The organism is Maribacter sp. PR1 (genome assembly GCF_028464145.1).
In the GTDB taxonomy this organism is placed as follows: Bacteria; Bacteroidota; Bacteroidia; order Flavobacteriales; family Flavobacteriaceae; genus Maribacter.
Genome location: NZ_JAQPCG010000005.1, coordinates 185,805 through 203,589, shown reverse-complemented (window position 1 = coordinate 203,589; position 17,785 = coordinate 185,805). Strand labels below are relative to the sequence as shown.

The window sequence follows — 17,785 nt, the reverse complement described above, 5'->3', positions numbered from 1 at the left end:
CCTTTTTTGGAGGGGTAGATTCTTAAAAATCCTATAAAAAGTTGGGTTGGGCAAGGAAATAGGGAAATATGTGGGTTTGCTTTCCAGAGATGGGGTTTCGACACCGCTCAGTGATCACGCATAGAGCAGGCTGCTCAACCTCCATAAAAATAAAGGTCCATTTTATTGACTTAATTCCTTGATCTGCTGCTTGGAAAAATCAATATGGCGTTGGTCATCGCTGGTGGCTACTTCAATCACTTTTTTAAAATGTTCTATGGCCTTTTCCTTATCCCCATATTTTTTATAATAATGGGCCAAACCAATGTATCCATCAAAATTCTGGGGAAATTCTGTTTTGACAAACGTTAGGACATTAAGAGCATCTTCTTTATTATCATTTCGTAAGTAGCTAAAGCCTAATCGGGTCAAATCCTCTGTATCAACTTTGTAATTGGTATCCCTGGCCATTAAAGTATCATAGTATGTTTTTATATCACCACTTCCATTATTCGTGATTTCCTTTTCTATCATTATATCCATGGGAATTGGTAGTTCCCCGTCCGAATACAGACTGGCCAAAAAGGGGGCCGTACGCCACAACCCTCCAAATTGTACCGTATTGGTAAAAATGGCTACCGTAAGTTTCTCCGAGGGGATTCGGAAGGAATTGGTTATAAAACCTGAGGTGCTGCCACTATGACGTACGTATTTTTTCCCGTTTTCCACATCTACAAACCAACCAAACCCATAGCCATTGCCATCCGTTTTTCCGTTTTCGTCCCAACTGGTAAACGCATCGGCAAGTAAGTCCTTATTTACTAAAGTTTCCCCATATAAACTTTTGTCCCACTTTGCATAATCGCTTACGGAGGAATACACCCCACCATCACCTTTTACCGACGAAAAAATACTCTGATCTATGTTCTCGTATTGGTTTAGGGAATCATTGAAGGTGTAACCATATGCCCGATTTTTTATAGGGTCGCCTTTTACATAAACCGTACTATTTGTCATTCCAGTTTTCGAAAAAATTTCATCCTCCATAAACTTTTTAAACGATTTTCCAGAAACCCGCTCGATGATCATGGCCAATACGGCATAACCGGAATTACTATATTTAAATTGGGTATTCGCCGGAAATAAAAGGCTGTCTTGCGCCATCATTAGGTTAAGCACTTCCTGGTCCAAAAGAGGCTCTTCCGAATCTTTTGGGTAGAGTTTCCCATAATCCAGCAGTCCCGATCTGTGGGTCAATAAATGTTTTATCGTAATTTCTTTCCCGTACGCCGGAAATTTAGGAAAGACTTCGGTGAGTTTGGTATCGTACTTTAATTTTCCCCGATCTATTAAAATCATAATCCCCATGGCGGTAAACTGTTTGGTTACCGATGCAAGTCTATAATTGGTTTCGCAGGTAGCAGGAATTTTATTTTCCAAATCGGCATATCCAAAACTTTGACAGTCTACTATTTTGCCCTCTTTGACCACCACAAAACTCGCACCGGGCTTTTCCCCCATGTAGTTCCGGAAGACAAAATCTATCAAGTCTTGTTTGGTCTCCTTTTTTGCTATTAATTCTTGGGAAGGTGCACTCCCACTAATGAAGATGAGAAAGCCTACTATAAAATGTGTGAGTTTCATATTTTAAGGGTATCTAAAAATCGAATAAGCGCACAATTACGCCTATTGCGTTTGTGAGGGGAAGTTCCTTAAAAATCCTACAAAAAATTGGTTTTGGCAAGGAAAAGGGGAAATATGTGGGGTCATTTTCCTGAAAGTTGGTTTCGACTCCCCTTCGACTTTAGTTTACCTTGAGCATTGGGTGAAAAGAAAATATATTTTCTTTGAGCGCACCTTGCGTAGCAAAACGAACGGCTCAGGGCAGGCTGATAAGTCATCGATAGGGGCAGGTCTGCTTAGGCATCGATTTAGGTTTGCTGGTCAGTGACCAAAATAAATTGGGACTATTTTATCTGCTTCATTAGACTAACAATATCTGCATAGGAATCATAAACAGACGTTTGATTGGCCTCCATGTAGTCCAATAGCAGCGTATTGAATTCTTCAAACTTAGGATATCCTCTTCGATTCATAAGACCAACCCTATCCATAATGATGTCATCCGCAACCTCTGTCCCATAGGTTTCTTTGATATAAAGACAAAATAGAGAATGGGTCATATATTCATTGAAAATAGCATATTCGCTTGAATAATTTTGCTGGGCGTCTTTCGTGGCCCAAAAATCTTTATCCTGGAATACGGATTTTATTTGGTCAATATGTAGGTCGCTAGTCGGGTTTACATAATTATGGTCGATTTCGGTAAAAACTATACCAGACATCAATCCTTCTTTTAGTTCTTCTATATATTCACTTTTGGAATCAATACTTTCACTGGAACTGATGAACATGATGCATTCCTGATACTCCGGTTCCTTGAAAAAGCCTTTATAAAACCTTTGAGTACTATGGGAACCACCAATCAATGGAGAAAACATAATTTTATAGGAATCCATTCTTTGCGGAAATTCTTTCTCGATCCAATCCCACATCTGCTTTATGGGCAGTAATTCCTTCTGTCTTTCTATTAATCCTTGGTAGTAGGCTTTATTCTCTTGATAAAATTTTCTAAAATTGGATTTCTGGGAGAAATCCTGGATTAAGTAAAGCATATTTCGAAAGGCACCCCCATAAAAGCCAGAGTTATCCCACCATACATTTTTGTATGGAGTATTGTACTGTAGAAAATTGTCGGTATCAAAACTATAGCAAATACTATTTTCTCTAAAACCGTAGTAGGTGTTCCAATACTTGGCCTCAACGCAATTGGTATTTAAAACTTGTATGAGCTTATGATTTTTGTAGGGTTCAAAATATTCCTTTACCCTCCTGGAATATTCCGTTTCTGGATGATTTCGGGTTTTTTGGGAGCACTCGCTCAGGTAAAGTGCAATATTGGCCAACTCATAGACTTCGGGTATCTCAAAATTTATCTGACCCTTTTTGTCAATTACATATTTTTGAGTAAAGTCCGAGGGACTATCCTGAAATCTTAAAATACAAATCGCGGTATCTTTCGGAGATACTATCGGAATTTTTATATGTTGATTTTTAGGAAAGTTAACATGTGGGATTTGAAGCGTATCAATATCCGTCCAGATGGTCATGCTTACTCCTTTGTAACCGCTGGTACCAAGGTTTAAGGTGTCCAATTTAGTGATAGGAAAACTCCAAATTCTATCAAATTTGGGACTGTTTACATAAAAACTGTCCTTGGCACTTCTCAACGTATCTGGATATACCATTTCTCGCTCCAAATTTTGAGCGCTAATCCCTTGGATTACCCAAAATCCAAAAAGTAAAAGTAGAATTCTTTTCATTTAATCGTTGTTTGACAAAACATGTAAAAAAGGTGTCCAATAACACCTTTATTTATTTTGGGGAAGCAGATTAAAAATCCTACAATAAATTCGTTTGGGCAAGAAAAAGGGGCAATATGTGCCTTAGAATTCCCTTCAACGGCACACACAGTGCGATATGATGCAACCTTAACTAATCCTATTGCTTTATTATTTAATCCACTTTGATTTTTACACCGTAGAAGGCGTTTATCAAGTAAAGGATATTAATAAGAGGACCAATCATCAAGGCTTGTTGCCACTCTATGATATCCATATAGGTGATAAAAAAGGTTAAAAATGTTATTCCAGAGAGCACGATTGCCGTCCATTTCAACCATTTTTTCAAATATGTATCGCTTATGTACAATTTTAGCAAACCACCTAGGAATATGAGGTTTCCAAAAACAAACACCACCGTCGCCATTTGATTTGCCATTTCTGACATTTCAAAAGAGGTGTTTTGATAGCCTCCAAGCATAATGGGGTATGTGGTAAGCAGTATCAGCTGCCCCACCGAAATAATTGCCCATCTAACTTCTTTCAACTTAAAGGTAAAATACAGGGCACCGATAGCGATCATGGTCATAAATAGGAATTCTGCCTTCCAATGCATGCCATATATCTGCCAGTTCTCATTGACGTATTCGTGCCTTTCAAGTGGATCTAGCGGGGCCTTGCTGGACAAATAGATATAAATCCCTACCGTGATATTAATCAAAACGGAACCAATAATCCAAAGTAGTTTTCCAAGTTTCATAAAGTATGTTGTTATTGAAGGGTGTTATTTTTTTAATTCGGCCTCCACTAGAGCTATAAGTTCCTGGTTTCGGCTTTGTGTGTCCCTAACCAATTCATTCTGCACGGCAATGATCATTTTTATGCCAAACAGATCGGACATTAATTTCGTATCCGTAGCAATGTCCAAATCCTTTACAGGAGGCATATTGGAGGAAATCCCCATCCAATTGGCCACAAATTCCTTGCTGAAAAATTTAGGGTACGAATCGTCCACTACCCTTCTATTAATTACCGCAATACGGTTCTGTACGCCATTTAAATAGTCAAAGTTATAATATTCGGATAAGGCCTTCCTTAATTCGTTGTTGGTAATAAGGCCAATGCTTTCTGCCGATAGCATATTATTAAAAGCGATACGCACGGGGTCAAATACTTCATAATACGTAAAGTCGTTCGCATTTTTATTAAAAATTCGAAATCGTTCTTCATTGGTAAGCGTGTCCGCAAAAATCTGTAGCATCTCCTCCACGATTATTTGCTTGTTGTCGTTAAAACTCAGGACAGTCTTCAACCTAAGGGAATCTTGTAGAAGGTTGCTACGAATTTCCTCTAGATAGGCCTTTTCCTTTTTTTGGGTTTGTTTATCTATATTCCAATTATTAATCTGTAAAGCAATCAAAATCCCAATAACAACAAGAATGATTTCTCCAACGGCATATTTTAAGTACTTTCCAGTTTTTCCCTCTGAAAGTAGGCTTTGACGGATTTTATTAAAGAATTTTGCCATGGGTCAGTGGTTGGTCAAATAAGTAGTGCTACTAATAGCAACATGGTGTAAACACAAATTTAAATACTGGGGAAGTACCTTAAAAATCCTATAAATATTTGATTTTGGCAAGAAAAAAGGGAAATATGTGGTCTTGGCTCAAATCCTCCTTTGCAGTCCGTAATCATAGGGTTTATCTACTAATCTTTTGATAGTTGCCATTTGTCCGCAATGCCACATAGTATGCTTTACGTTCCAATCAATGGCCTCAAATTTGGTCTTGGCCACAGGGTGCGGCACTTTAGTCGGTTCCACGGGTTGCCACAAGTGGGATTCCGACAACGAGTTGATTACCTCCAAGGATTTGTTTTGCATGCGTTGCAAATCGGAGGTAAGCTCGGCTGGGGTCCAAGTTCCTTTCATTTCTGGGGCAAAGGTGTCATAACCACATAATTTGGTATACGATCGTAAGTCCATTTTTTCCAGAAGTTCAGGTAAATGTCCTACCGTGGTCATGATGGAATGGTAGTAGATACTTACTACCAAATGGCCTATCTGCCAACTCACATTGGACCCAACGCCTTCTGCTATGATGTCCCACTTTTCGATTGGCACCGAATCCATGAGATTATGGGTCCAGTCATACGCGGATTCCGTTTGTTTGGTAAGGATTTCTATTTCGGTCATCTGGTTTGCTTTTTCGACTTGGTCCCAGGTTTACTTCAACTTCGAATCATACGATTATTCCGAGTTCTAACCGAGGGAAGTTCTTTAAAAATCCTATAAATAGTTGATTTCCGCAAGGAAAAGAGGAAATATGTGGGTTCACTCCGACTACGCTAAGTGACCCCACTCAAGGCATCAATACCCTACTCGGTATTTAAAACTACAGGAAATCTTCAAACGCAAAACCAGATTTTTAATCCGCTGTTAAGGGGTAAATAATCTTATATGTATGTGATTTTTGAGCATAAGCCACTAAAGCATCTTTAATAGCACTATATTGTTTGTACACTAAAACAACTTCCTATGCCTATATATATGGATCGTCATGATGTGTCCAATGAAATTACCGCAGAAAGTGTTGCAATATTACATCTTGAGGACCTAAAAATCCAACATAAATACAATTGTAGAGGACTAACCTATTGGTTCGACGATAAGCGAAAAACAGCATTCTGTTTGGTTGAGGCCCCAAACGCGGAGTCCGTACACAACATGCACCAGCATGCACACGGACAACTGCCCCACTCCATCATTGAGGTGGATGCGGGTCTTGTTGCATCTTTTCTTGGAAGAATGGAAGATCCGGACACCAGTATTGGATCTGAACTGACCGTAATCGATGAACCCGCCTTTCGTTTTTTGTTGACGGTCCAAATACAATTGGGGCAACTGAGCAATGACCCGGACAAAAATCTAGCTAGAGGGATAAAAGACTTTATGCAAAAAGTCATTAACGTAATTGAGGATATGCAGGGAATACCTGTACGGCAGGGTTTCCAAAACATATTAGGCTCTTTTACAAAAGCCCAAAATGCTGTTGATTGTGGACTGGAACTTAACTCCAGATTAAAAAGGGTAAACCCCCTTCTTCGTTTAAGTATTGGGCTGGAGGCAGGGCTACCCGTAGTGGGTATCAAAACTTTTTTTGAGGATACCATACAGACTTCAAGAAGGTTATGTGAAATGGGAAGAGATTTTTCCGTTTCGTCTTCTGTGCTAAAAATGTATGAGGAAGAAGCACGGGGTGTCGACCCCAAGGATACAGAAATCACAAAAATTAAAACAACCGAGCTGGATTTCTTCCATAAGTTCTTTGATTATTTGGAGGCCAACTTTTCGAATTCAGAACTGAAAATAGATGCATTTGTAACTGCCCTGGGTTATAGCAGGTCCCAAGTATATCGAAGTAGTATAAATTTGTTCGGTTGTTCACCAAATGTATTTTTAAACAGGTATAGATTAAAAAAGTCCTTGGAACAACTGGCCAATACAAGTAATACCGTATCCGATACGGCATTTTTGAGTGGCTTTTCCAGTGCATCCTATTTTTCAAAGTGTTTTCGTAATGAGTACGGAATATCTCCCAAAGCATATATGAAAGCCGTCAGTCCCTAACAATATATTACTCCCACTCCACTGATTTGGTCAAAATTTACATCTTTTTGGGACAATAGTAATAGTTGCGTTTAATGACAAAAGGTACATTTGAAAATCAACGTATTCCTATAGGAATAAATAAAATCAAAATTATGTCAGAGTCATTATTTGTGCGATTAGGTTCGAAAAAAGGTATCATCAAAATTGTGGATGATGTGGTTGAAGCTCATATGAACAATCCTATAATTTCCGCTCGGTTTACCCCCTATTTAGAACAACCGGAAAATTTGGCCATGGTCAAAAAACATACTGTGGATTTCTTTTCGATGGGAAGTGGTGGGCCACAGGCTTATACAGGAAGGGATATGGAAACTACCCACAAGGGAATGAATATAAGCGCTGCAGAATATATGGAGACTATGGACGATATTTTTAAGGTGCTTGATAAACATGAAAAAGACGACCAAACCAAAAAAGACGTGCTGGAAATCCTTTGGTCCTTAAAGGGTATGATCATAGGGAAGTAAACCTTTAAAATAAGTCACTGGTCCATTAGCGACCGACTCCCACTTTGAAAGTGATTGGAAATGCCATTTTTAAATCATAGACTCCTATAAAGAACCCTATAATTATCTCAAAAAAAAGAGGGTTTCTTTTTTACTTCAAAAAATTGACCAGGATATCGTTCAATTCTTTCGAATGGGTAATATTCAATCCATGGGGTGCACCTTTTATCACCTCGTACGTGCTGTTAGCAATTCCCTTTGCCGCTTGTTCGGCAGAGGTTTCAATGGGGACGGTCTCATCCGCATCACCATGAACGACCAAGGTAGGCACATCCACATTCTTGAGTTCCGGTCTAAAATCGGTATGCATCCAAGATAGCGCTGTTTGTATCGTTGCTCTTGGCGAAGCATGGGAGGCTATAATAAAATCATACTCCAGCTGTCCTTCACTGACCTTGTTCTTATTGTCGTCGTAATTATAGAAGCCTTTATGGAAGGTCTTTAAAAAGCCTACCCGATCCTTTTGCAAAGCATCCTTGATATTGTCCAACACATTTTCAGGTACTCCTGCAGGATTATCATCCTTTTGCTTTACCAATGGTATGATAGAACTTATAAGTGCTGCTTTCGCTATTTTCTTACTTCCATAATCGGTTAAATAGCGTACTACTTCTCCCCCACCCATAGAAAATCCGACAATTGCTACGTTATCCAATTCCAGGCCATCAATAATAGTATCAAGGTCACTCGCCAATGCAGAATAATCGTAATCGCCCCAAGGTGCCGATGATATACCGAAACCTCTACGGTCATAGGAAATACAGCGGTATCCTTCCTCAACTATTTTCCAAACTTGTTGCTCCCATGATTTTCTGCTCAAAGGCCATCCGTGAATTAGAATCACCGGTTGTCCTTCCCCATAGTCCTCATAAAATATATCGACAGCTTCCTTCGCTTTTTTATTTGTTATAAATGGCATATTCCTTTTTTTAAAGTTCATTTGAATTTACCTTTCCTTTAGGAATTGTCTTGACGCTTTCAAATAGATTGTTACCTGATTCCATGTTTTGTTAACTTTATACCATGTACACACCCAACCATTACAAAAATGAAGACCTAAAACAGGTCCGAGACTTCATTAAGAGCAACAGTTTTGGGATATTGGTGAATCAGGTGGATGGTAAGCCTTGGGCCACTCATATTCCGATTGAATTGAATACCGATGAAGTAGGAAAGGATATTTTGGTCAGTCATATTTCCAAGGCCAACCCGCAATGGAAGAGTTTTAACGAACAGGAGGAAGTGCTTTGTATTTTTAACGGTCCGCATACCTATGTGTCCTCCTCTTGGTACAAGGATGAAGAAGTACCCACATGGAATTATATTGCTGTGCACGTGTATGGGAAAATTACTATTTTGAGTGAAGAAGAAGTTCTGGCATCCATGCATAAATTGGTGGATAAATATGAACGTGATTCCAAAGAATCGATTTCCCTCCATGATATGTCCGATAAGACCATGGCTCAGATTAGGGGCGTCGTAGGGTTCAAAATTGAAATTACCGATATCCAAGCCACGTATAAACTATCGCAAGGAAGGGAACAAGACCATGCCAAGATTATATCTGAGCTTAAGGAGCGAGATGCGGGCGCAAAGGCCATAGCCACTAAGATGGAAGAAAAATAAAAGAGAATGAAAAAGAGAGTCAAACATCTTTTGTTTCTTTACCTATTGTTATGGGTAGTAACCTTTGTATACTTCCTTATCCGATTTTCCAGACGTAACGGCAGCTTTACAGAATATGTTTCCTTTTTTTTGGACCTGGTCTCACGAAAGTTTATCCTTATTGGCTTTCATGTTCTTTTTATCCTTTTTGGCCTGCTTTATTTTGTAATCGGCCATTTTATAAAAGTGGGACAAAAAAAGGGAAGAGCTACGGCATGGCGGCAGTTCTCACTACGTTTTGTAATGCCTTTAGTATTTCTAATCGTCGGATTTAAGACCGTGGTTTATATTAACGCCTACGAGGGACACGATTTTCAGTGGGACCATAGTGCCATGAACAAAACAGGCAGGGCAAACCATTTTTTCGAAATGGATGGCAAGCAACGGGGCGCAAGTGTTTTTGGTTGGTCAGAGGATAATACCGAGGCCATTGACCAATTGATACGGGCGAACGTGGAGTGGGTTGCGGTCATTCCGTTTTTACATCAGGAAAACGAAACTATCTCACAAATGGAAGTTCCTGATGCTTCGGAAATTTACAGCAGAAGGGATTCCAGTTTTATCAAGGCCATCAACGATCTTCACAAAAACGGCCTACATGTTCATTTAAAACCCCATTTATGGATGAGCGAAGGTTGGCGTTCCAACATTAAATTGAGGAACAAAACCGAATGGGACCAGTGGTTTGAATCGTACCGATTAAATATGCTGCGGTATGCCAAAATTGCTCAGGAAACCAACACGGAGCTTTTTTGTATCGGGACGGAATTGAGGACATCCATAAAAAATCAGCCCGAAAAATGGGAGCAGCTGATCAAAGAGATTCGCGCCATTTACGACGGTGAATTAACCTATGCCGCCAATTGGCACGATGAATATGAACATATAGATTTCTGGGACCAGCTGGACTATATTGGTATTCAAGCTTATTTTCCCTTGACCAAGGAAAAACTACCAAACTTGGAGAGTATAGAGAAAGGTTGGGATAAACATCTAAAGGTTTTGGAAGCGGTCCATAAAAAATACAACAAGCCCATCCTTTTTACCGAAGTAGGATATAAAAGTACCCCTGATGCTACTATAAAACCTTGGGAATGGGGCTCCTATTTTAGTAAGCTTACCGAGAAAAAATCAGACAAAACACAACAATTAGCCTATGAGGCCATGTTCAAAAAGAATTGGAACCAACCATGGTTTGCAGGTATTTATATCTGGCAATGGGACAATAGGACTACGCAAGAAAGTGCTTTGACCAATCTTGATTTCTCGCCGCGATTTAAGCCTGCAGAAAATGTCATTGCTAAATGGTTTGGCAAGAGCGGCAAGTAGGGATTTTTTGTTCTATTAGCTAAATCATTAATAATTTTACACCATAATCGACAAACTACCTATATAATCGATAAGTTGTAAAACTTTACCAATCAAAGTGCGTACATATGAGTGTTGAATAATAAAACTGAGCCCTATGACCTACTTATTGTTTTTAATCTACATCGGAATCGTGATGTCCCTATTGGGGTTATCATACCACTCCCATAAAAATTTGCAATCTTTTATCAATAAAAAAAGCCACCAATAATGATGGCTTTTTGGTTGTCCTATATTTCGATTAGCTATCCTTCAGCGATTTCATGTCGATTACAAATCTATATTTGACATCCGATTTTTGTAAGCGGTCATAGGCTTCATTGATATTCTGGATATCAATCATTTCAATATCGCAAACCACATTATGTTCCCCACAAAAATCTAGCATCTGCTGGGTCTCCCTAATCCCCCCGATCAATGACCCGGCAATGCTTTTTCTTCCCATAATCAAACTACCGCCGTGTAAAGGGTCTAAAGGTTCTACCGCCCCAACAATTACCATAGTAGCATCCCTTTTCAGAAGATTGACATAAGGATTCATGTCATGTCCTACCGGTATGGTGTTCAGTAAAAAATCAAAGCTGCCGGCATGTTTTTTCATTTCATCCTCGTTCTTGGAAATCAGGACCTCATCCGCTCCCAACTTTTTGGCATCTTCACTCTTATCTGGAGATGTAGTAATCATCACGGTATGGGCGCCCATGGCATGAGCAAACTTAATTCCCATGTGACCCAATCCACCCAATCCAATTACGCCTACTTTATCCCCTTCCTTTACACCCCAATGGGCCAAAGGTGAATACGTAGTTATCCCAGCGCATAGTAAAGGGGCGGCAGCTTTAGCATCCAGATTCTCCGGAATGGTCAATATAAATTCCTTATCGACCACAATACTTTCGGAGTATCCACCAAAAGTATGACCTCCTAAGTGCTTATCCTTACTATTGTAAGTCATGGTCGCCCCATTTTCGCAGAACTGTTCCAAATCGTCCTTACAGGAACTACAGGTCTGGCAAGAATCTACCATACACCCTACCCCAACCAAGTCGCCTTGCTTAAAATCGGAGACATTATCACCTACCTCCAAGACTTTACCTATAATCTCATGACCTGGAACAACAGGGTATTGGGAGTTTTTCCAATCGTTTCGTACTTGATGCAAATCACTATGGCAAACGCCACAGTAAAGAATGTCTATTTTTACATCATCCTTCTTTACATCTCTTCTTTTGATATCAAGAGATTTTAAATCGGCATCCTTTGAAGATGCCGCATATGCTTTTATCGCTGTCATGTAATTTGATTTTCTAATTAAAATTTAAAGTTCCTTACATTTTTATTACAAACTTGACGTTAATGCTAAAATCACGGACGCATACTATATTTCCTTTTTTTTTAATTGTGAATGTTTCGTTAAATTTAGTAATCACTAACCATGATTTTACTAAACCAACCCCTTTTGCGAAACATGGTTCGTGCGCTTAGACTATTTAGGAAAGTTCTAATACCCTTTGAGGTCGATGGTTTTTTACCCAATCTACTTATACTGCTTCCAAGAATTTTAATGGGGTCATTACTTGCCTTTAAATATGCGCCCAATAAATTTGGAACCCCCTGGACTCCCGAGCGCATGAAACTATCTACTTTGGAGGTCTCCCAAGAATTTGTGGCTTACATCGCTTATCAGGGATACCCATTTGATTTAACACCCGAGGTATATGCATGGTCCATCGGTTTTATGGAAGCATTTGGAGGCTTATTATTGATTGTTGGATTAAATACACGTATAACTTCCTTTTTTGTTTTCCTCACCATGTTGATGAGTATATTTGTTAGGTCATGGGACGGCTCTTGGGACATTCTTCCCGTTTTCTTCTTCTTCTGTCTTGGTTTATTCTACCTTGGACTTGGAGCGGGTAAATTTAGTCTAGACCACTATTTGTTCCGACAATTCATACCTTAAAGATTATCCAATTGATTGCTTTTGTTATCCTGACTAATCGTCCAAAAGAAGCCGACGAAAAAGAAAGTATCCGCATTTGGTCTAATTGCCCTCCGTTCAAAAGCCCCCAAATCGTTTCGGTCATTGGCATATTGATAGCCATTTACATTATTGAAACCTGCTACATTACTAATGGATAAATAAAGAATCTTTTGCGGCGAAAGCAGGTATGCCCAATTCACACTTAGATTGTTATAGGGTTTTGTCCGTTCATTTAGGAATTCAGTTGTATTGGGATTATCATAAGGTCTTCCCGATCCATAATTATAGGAAAAACCGACCTGGGAACGCCAATCCTCTACCCAATACTTGGTGACCAAGGAGAAACTGTTTTTTGGGGCAAAATTTGGAGTTGCCTTCTCCCTAAAATTACGATAGTTCCTTTGGGTATCCAAAAAGGAATAGGATACCCAATAATCTAAATTTTTGATGCTCTTATTATCCCTCCAAAAGACATCCAGACCCATGGCATAACCACCACCGGTATTCGCATATGTAGAATTGAATAAGGGTGTTTCAGTATCAAATTTTACCAGATTGTCGTAATTTTTATAATAGGCTTCTGCCCTAAAAGTTCTACCATTATCCAACATTTGATAATTTAAGATGTAATGAGACGTTTTCTCTGCTTTTAATTCTTGGTCGAATTTTAAGTATTCGTTCCATGGATTTTGATAAAAATCGCCATAGGCCAAAGAAAACTGCCCCTTATCACTGCTTTTATATGCCAAGGAAACCCGGGGCGACAACGTGGTTTGATCAAGAAGTTGGCTATGCTCCAACCTTCCTCCAAATTTAATGGCAAACTTGTTACTAAAGAAAATATCCGTTTCGGCAAACGCTCCAACTAGATGGTCATCAAATCCGTAGGGGATTTTTGTATCCCCAATGTCCGTGAAGCTTTCATCAAATTGTTGCCTAAAATACTCTGCCCCAAAAACCAATTGAAATCGATTGCTAAAGTTTTTATTGACCTTGGTTTTCAAATGTGCTGCAACCTCCTTGGAGTCCAGCGTATTTTCCAGAATATCAATATCATTTTTATCAACAGAAATACTTGCTCCAGAAGTAATTGTCCATTCATTTTCCAAAAAGTTCTTATAGGACCCATTTAGGTATAAATTGTTGTTTTTAAGACGAAAGGGAACATAGTCTTCAAAATTAATATCCGCTTGTTCTATGTCGAGATTGGAATGATTAAACCCGGTATACAGCTTAAAAAGACTTCTTTCCCTTTGACTGCGAAATACCGCTTCCCCAGAAATGGACTCGAAAGGTTTATTCCAACGCATATCCCGGTTGGATGGTACCAAGAATTGATAAGGTGCCAGATTAATGTAATTGGCGTTGATGCTCAAGGATTCCTTGTCCCAAATTTCCGTATGCCCAAGTCCCCCACCTACGGACATTATTGAAATATCCGTCTTTTCCTGATCTGGAACATCGGTCGTATTTAATAAAAGTACACTGGAGAGAGCTTGTCCATATTCTGCCGAATATCCCCCCGTACTAAAAGTGATTCCTTTAAATAAAAATGGGGAAAATCTTCCGCGCGTAGGTATATTGTTTGCCGTTGCATTGAATGGTTGAAAAACACGCAATCCATCGATGAAGACTTGGGTCTCTCCTGCAGCACCGCCCCTAACGAACAGTCTACCATCCTCATTTACGGTACTCGTGCCTGGAAGAGTCTGTAGGGCTGCGACAAAATCTCCAGCAGCACCAGCTGTAGTAACAATATCCAGAGGTTTTAATACGGAAGCTTTGGAATTATCACCTGCTTTGAAACTCCCGGCGGTCAAAGTAACCCCTGTTAGTTCATTCAGAGCTTCTCTCAATGTAATTCGAAGGTCTTTGAGATACCTGACATCTCCAGCCTGTGTAAAAGTCTCAAAGGATAGCATGGACACCATTAGGTTTTGAGTCCCCGATTCCGAAGTCTCAAAAGTAAATTGCCCTTCTGAATCTGTAGAGGCACCATCGTAGGTACCTTCTATATACACATTGGCCCCCTCGATGGGATTATCCCCACTGTCGGTTACCGTACCGGAAATGATGGTTTGGCCAAAAGCTCCGGTAGCGAATAATAATAGAATAAGATGACAAAAAGTTTTCATGATGTTCGTTCTGACGGATTACATCACAAAATTCATTGAATGAACCACAGTACAGAATTCCTTTTGACCGAATTGTAGAATTCATAACCTGAATTGATATGATTTTCGGGAATTACATTTCGCTCCCAATATTCCACAGTTCGGTATTTCCCTTTTTAAAAAACAGCAGTGTTCACTGAAATTTGAAGTATCAAATAACTTTAAAACCTTACACATGAAAAGATTAGGAATTATTTTAGGATTGGTATTAACGAGCATGATCATAAATGCCCAAGATCAAGAAGGAGTTACCATTACGGTTACCATTGAGAATGTTTTGTCCGATGAGGGCCAAATAATTGGATCCCTGCATACACAAGATACCTTTATGAAGGCGCCAGGCATTCAAAATAAAAGTATAGATGCTTCCACCGGGGAAGTGACCCTTACTTTTTCCGATGTAACACCTGGAAGCTTTGCATTAATGATGATGCACGACAAAAATGGTAATCAACGCATGGATTTTGAGGCCAACGGAATGCCTAAAGAAAGTTATGCCACTTCAGGTGATATGGCCTTTGGGCCTCCAAGTTTTGATGGTTCCAAGTTTGAAGTTGAAAACGAGGATTTGGAATTTAGGATTCGCTTCTAGAAAGAAAATCATCAATCAATTAAAATTAGCTTCCTTTCGGAGGCTTTTTTATTTAGCTGAATTTTCTAATTTTAGAAGGCCAATCCCATTTTTTATCTAATATGCCAAAAATGATAAAAGCGTCAAATTTTGAAGAGTATACCTCCCATTTCCCGGCTGATATTCAGGAAAGGTTATTGGTTTTACGAAAGCTCGTAAAAGATATTGCCCCAGATTCCATAGAGGCGATTAGCTATGGAATGCCGTGTTATAAATTAGACGGAAAGCCCTTGGTCTATTTTGCGGCCCAGAAGCACCATTTTGGATTGTACGCGACTCCCAGTGTCCATGAGGCATTTAAAAAAGAATTGTGCAGGTATAAAAAAGGAAAAGGTTCTGTTCAATTTCCTTATAATGATGAACTTCCTATTGAAACGATAAAAAAAATGGTCCGTTTCAAAGTTAGGGAACTCAAAAACTGACCATTTAATCCTAAAGACTAGTTTTTATATGTCCTCGGCCAACCATGCTTTCATCATCCAGACCGTTTTCTCCTGTTCCGTGATAAAATCGCTCATCATGGAATTAGTTCCTTCGTCATCAGCTTCATCAGAAGCTTTTAAAATACCTCTTTCGATAGTTAATAATTCTTTCAAAGAATCAACGATAAGTCGTATGGCATCATCGTCCTTTGTGATATTCTTACCCAAAGGTACCGAGGAGTTATCAATATAATCCTCAAAGGTATGCATAGGTACACTTCCAAGCGTTAAAATGCGCTCAGCCACCATGTCCACTTTTAAATTTGCATCCGTATACAACTCCTCGAATTTTACGTGTAAATCGAAAAATCGTTTCCCCTTAATATTCCAGTGTATTCCTCTTAAATTTTGATAATACCGCTGAAAATTGGCCAAAAGCACATTTAAATCTTTACCAATAACCTGCGATTTATTTGTTTCTAATCCTATACTATTTAATTTCATTGTATTGTATTTAAGTCACTTATAAAATTAAGTATAAAGATATCGAATAAACATGACCTTTGTCATAAGATTTATTGATAGTTTTAATATCTTTATTACTAAAATCGTTGACATGACCATTACACAGTTGCGCTATGTTCTTGCCGTAGCGGAGTATAAGAATTTCACGCTTGCAGCAGAGAAAAGTTTTGTTACACAACCAACTTTAAGCATGCAGGTTCAAAAGCTTGAGGATGAATTGGATGTTCAAATATTCGACCGTGGAAAAAAGCCGATTTCGGTTACCGAAGTAGGTAAAAAAATTGTGGCCCAAGCCAAAAATATCGTCAACGAAGCCAATCGGATTAAGGATATTGTTGATCAAGAAAAAGGATTCATAGGCGGAGATTTTACTTTGGGAATAATACCTACCATTATGCCTACCCTATTACCTATGTTTCTAAAAACTTTCATTACCAAATATCCTAAGGTTAACCTCATCATAAAAGAACAGAATACAGAGAACCTTATTGAAAATTTACAGGACGGACATTTGGACGCAGCTATCGCCGCCACACCTTTGGAGGAAGATAATATTATTGAGCGACCTCTTTATTACGAACCCTTTGTAGGTTACGTACCCAAAAATCATAGATTGGGAACTTATGACACTTTGGAAGTGGAAGACCTAGATGTTACCGATATTCTATTATTACAGGATGGGCACTGTTTTAGGGAAGGAGTTTTAAACCTTTGTAAGGCACCGAAAAAATTGGGTGGAGATCATTTTCAATTACAAAGCGGTAGTTTCGAAACCTTGGTCAATCTATCTAACGAAGGACTTGGAATGACCCTTCTCCCTTTTTTGAATACCTTGGAACTGGAAGATGATAAAAAGGGAAATCTAAAGTATTTCAAGGATCCATCCCCGGCCAGAGAGGTCAGCCTTATTTATCACAAAAGTGAATTGAAAATACAAATTACAGAAGCGCTAAGGGATGTTATTTCCGGAGTCGTAAGAGGGGCTATTGCCTTTCAGGATGTAAAAATTATAAGCCCCTTGAATAAATAAAAGACGAATTTACTCTTCAATTTTATTCAAAATTGTCCAAAACTACTTCAGCCCGAGTACAACCTCTTTTAAAGCCACTTTTCAGTGGCTTTCAACTTATGATTTTAAATACATTAAACTTTGTTGAAGTTCTGGTTTATCAACTATAAAAGTTTCTAACCAAGCTTTTAATTCCTCTACCTCTTCGGGTAGTAACCTTACAAGTGCCTTTTTAAGTTCCTTGTAGAATAATTTGGCATCAAAACTAACCTTCTGTAGCACAGTTTTACTGTACTCCAACATTGTTCTTTTCATGTAAACACGTTTTTAAATTAGTTGTTGTGTAAATTTAAACCCTTAAAAGGATATAATATTGTAGCCAAAAAGTTAAAATCAATTAAAAATTGTTAAACCACTTTTTAAACTACGGGTCTTAATATAACGAAATGAA

The 17,785-nt window shown here is 38.8% G+C and carries 18 protein-coding genes; 8 read left to right on the top strand and 10 right to left on the bottom strand.

Annotated elements, in window-relative coordinates; translation table 11 throughout:
* Window positions 1-162: 162 nt before the first annotated feature.
* The 5 genes from PP182_RS11830 to PP182_RS11810 form a co-directional block, all read right to left on the bottom strand.
* Window positions 163-1,623: a serine hydrolase gene (locus PP182_RS11830; protein ID WP_272651460.1), complete on the bottom strand. Its 1,461-nt coding sequence runs from the start codon at window positions 1,621-1,623 to the stop codon at window positions 163-165.
* A 323-nt stretch (window positions 1,624-1,946) separates the two neighbouring features.
* The gene (locus PP182_RS11825; protein ID WP_272651459.1) at window positions 1,947-3,362 is read right to left on the bottom strand and encodes a DUF4932 domain-containing protein; all 1,416 of its coding nucleotides are present in this window, start codon (window positions 3,360-3,362) and stop codon (window positions 1,947-1,949) included.
* Window positions 3,363-3,555: 193 nt separating this feature from the next.
* On the bottom strand, window positions 3,556-4,140 hold the full coding sequence (locus tag PP182_RS11820) for a hypothetical protein (RefSeq protein ID WP_272651458.1): 585 nt from the start codon (window positions 4,138-4,140) through the stop codon (window positions 3,556-3,558).
* A 24-nt stretch (window positions 4,141-4,164) separates the two neighbouring features.
* Window positions 4,165-4,908 (bottom strand): DUF6090 family protein, encoded by a 744-nt coding sequence (locus PP182_RS11815; protein WP_272651457.1) that lies wholly within the window; start codon window positions 4,906-4,908, stop codon window positions 4,165-4,167.
* Between the two features lie 138 nt (window positions 4,909-5,046).
* Window positions 5,047-5,574 (bottom strand): DinB family protein, encoded by a 528-nt coding sequence (locus PP182_RS11810; RefSeq protein ID WP_272651456.1) that lies wholly within the window; start codon window positions 5,572-5,574, stop codon window positions 5,047-5,049.
* Between the two features lie 342 nt (window positions 5,575-5,916).
* Here PP182_RS11810 and PP182_RS11805 point away from each other — a divergent pair, with 342 nt between their 5' ends.
* Together PP182_RS11805 and PP182_RS11800 are read left to right on the top strand one after the other, a co-directional pair.
* A complete protein-coding gene (locus PP182_RS11805) occupies window positions 5,917-7,008 on the top strand; it encodes a nickel-binding protein (protein ID WP_272651455.1) in 1,092 nt (363 codons plus the stop codon).
* 134 nt (window positions 7,009-7,142) lie between these two features.
* Complete coding sequence (locus tag PP182_RS11800; RefSeq protein WP_272651454.1) at window positions 7,143-7,517, top strand: group I truncated hemoglobin; 375 nt, start codon at window positions 7,143-7,145, stop codon at window positions 7,515-7,517.
* Window positions 7,518-7,647: 130 nt separating this feature from the next.
* Here PP182_RS11800 and PP182_RS11795 read toward each other — a convergent pair whose 3' ends face one another.
* Window positions 7,648-8,475 (bottom strand): alpha/beta fold hydrolase, encoded by an 828-nt coding sequence (locus PP182_RS11795; RefSeq protein ID WP_272651453.1) that lies wholly within the window; start codon window positions 8,473-8,475, stop codon window positions 7,648-7,650.
* A gap of 104 nt (window positions 8,476-8,579) precedes the next feature.
* Between PP182_RS11795 and PP182_RS11790 the strand changes: the two genes are divergently transcribed.
* Window positions 8,580-9,182 (top strand): FMN-binding negative transcriptional regulator, encoded by a 603-nt coding sequence (locus tag PP182_RS11790; protein ID WP_272651452.1) that lies wholly within the window; start codon window positions 8,580-8,582, stop codon window positions 9,180-9,182.
* A gap of 6 nt (window positions 9,183-9,188) precedes the next feature.
* A complete protein-coding gene (locus PP182_RS11785) occupies window positions 9,189-10,550 on the top strand; it encodes a glycoside hydrolase family 113 (RefSeq protein ID WP_272651451.1) in 1,362 nt (453 codons plus the stop codon).
* A gap of 280 nt (window positions 10,551-10,830) precedes the next feature.
* On the opposite strand, the gene PP182_RS11780 is transcribed toward PP182_RS11785, so the two are convergent.
* Complete coding sequence (locus PP182_RS11780) at window positions 10,831-11,883, bottom strand: NAD(P)-dependent alcohol dehydrogenase (protein ID WP_272651450.1); 1,053 nt, start codon at window positions 11,881-11,883, stop codon at window positions 10,831-10,833.
* 141 nt (window positions 11,884-12,024) lie between these two features.
* Here PP182_RS11780 and PP182_RS11775 point away from each other — a divergent pair, with 141 nt between their 5' ends.
* On the top strand, window positions 12,025-12,552 hold the full coding sequence (locus PP182_RS11775) for a DoxX family protein (protein WP_272651449.1): 528 nt from the start codon (window positions 12,025-12,027) through the stop codon (window positions 12,550-12,552).
* Here the strand turns inward: PP182_RS11775 and PP182_RS11770 are convergent.
* On the bottom strand, window positions 12,549-14,708 hold the full coding sequence (locus PP182_RS11770; protein ID WP_272651448.1) for a TonB-dependent receptor: 2,160 nt from the start codon (window positions 14,706-14,708) through the stop codon (window positions 12,549-12,551). The genes PP182_RS11775 and PP182_RS11770 overlap by 4 nt on opposite strands.
* Before the next feature lie 214 nt (window positions 14,709-14,922).
* On the opposite strand from PP182_RS11770, the gene PP182_RS11765 reads away from it, so the two are divergent.
* Both PP182_RS11765 and PP182_RS11760 read left to right on the top strand, forming a co-directional pair.
* Window positions 14,923-15,339 carry a DUF2141 domain-containing protein gene (locus tag PP182_RS11765; protein ID WP_272651447.1) on the top strand — a complete coding sequence of 139 codons (417 nt, stop codon included), beginning with the start codon at window positions 14,923-14,925 and terminating at the stop codon, window positions 15,337-15,339.
* A 110-nt stretch (window positions 15,340-15,449) separates the two neighbouring features.
* The gene (locus PP182_RS11760; protein WP_272651446.1) at window positions 15,450-15,800 is read left to right on the top strand and encodes an iron chaperone; all 351 of its coding nucleotides are present in this window, start codon (window positions 15,450-15,452) and stop codon (window positions 15,798-15,800) included.
* Window positions 15,801-15,824: 24 nt separating this feature from the next.
* On the opposite strand, the gene PP182_RS11755 is transcribed toward PP182_RS11760, so the two are convergent.
* Window positions 15,825-16,304 carry a Dps family protein gene (locus PP182_RS11755; protein WP_272651445.1) on the bottom strand — a complete coding sequence of 160 codons (480 nt, stop codon included), beginning with the start codon at window positions 16,302-16,304 and terminating at the stop codon, window positions 15,825-15,827.
* Between the two features lie 112 nt (window positions 16,305-16,416).
* On the opposite strand from PP182_RS11755, the gene PP182_RS11750 reads away from it, so the two are divergent.
* Complete coding sequence (locus tag PP182_RS11750; protein WP_272651444.1) at window positions 16,417-17,355, top strand: hydrogen peroxide-inducible genes activator; 939 nt, start codon at window positions 16,417-16,419, stop codon at window positions 17,353-17,355.
* Between the two features lie 96 nt (window positions 17,356-17,451).
* Here the strand turns inward: PP182_RS11750 and PP182_RS11745 are convergent, their stop codons facing one another.
* On the bottom strand, window positions 17,452-17,649 hold the full coding sequence (locus PP182_RS11745; RefSeq protein ID WP_094998356.1) for a hypothetical protein: 198 nt from the start codon (window positions 17,647-17,649) through the stop codon (window positions 17,452-17,454).
* Window positions 17,650-17,785 lie beyond the last annotated feature (136 nt).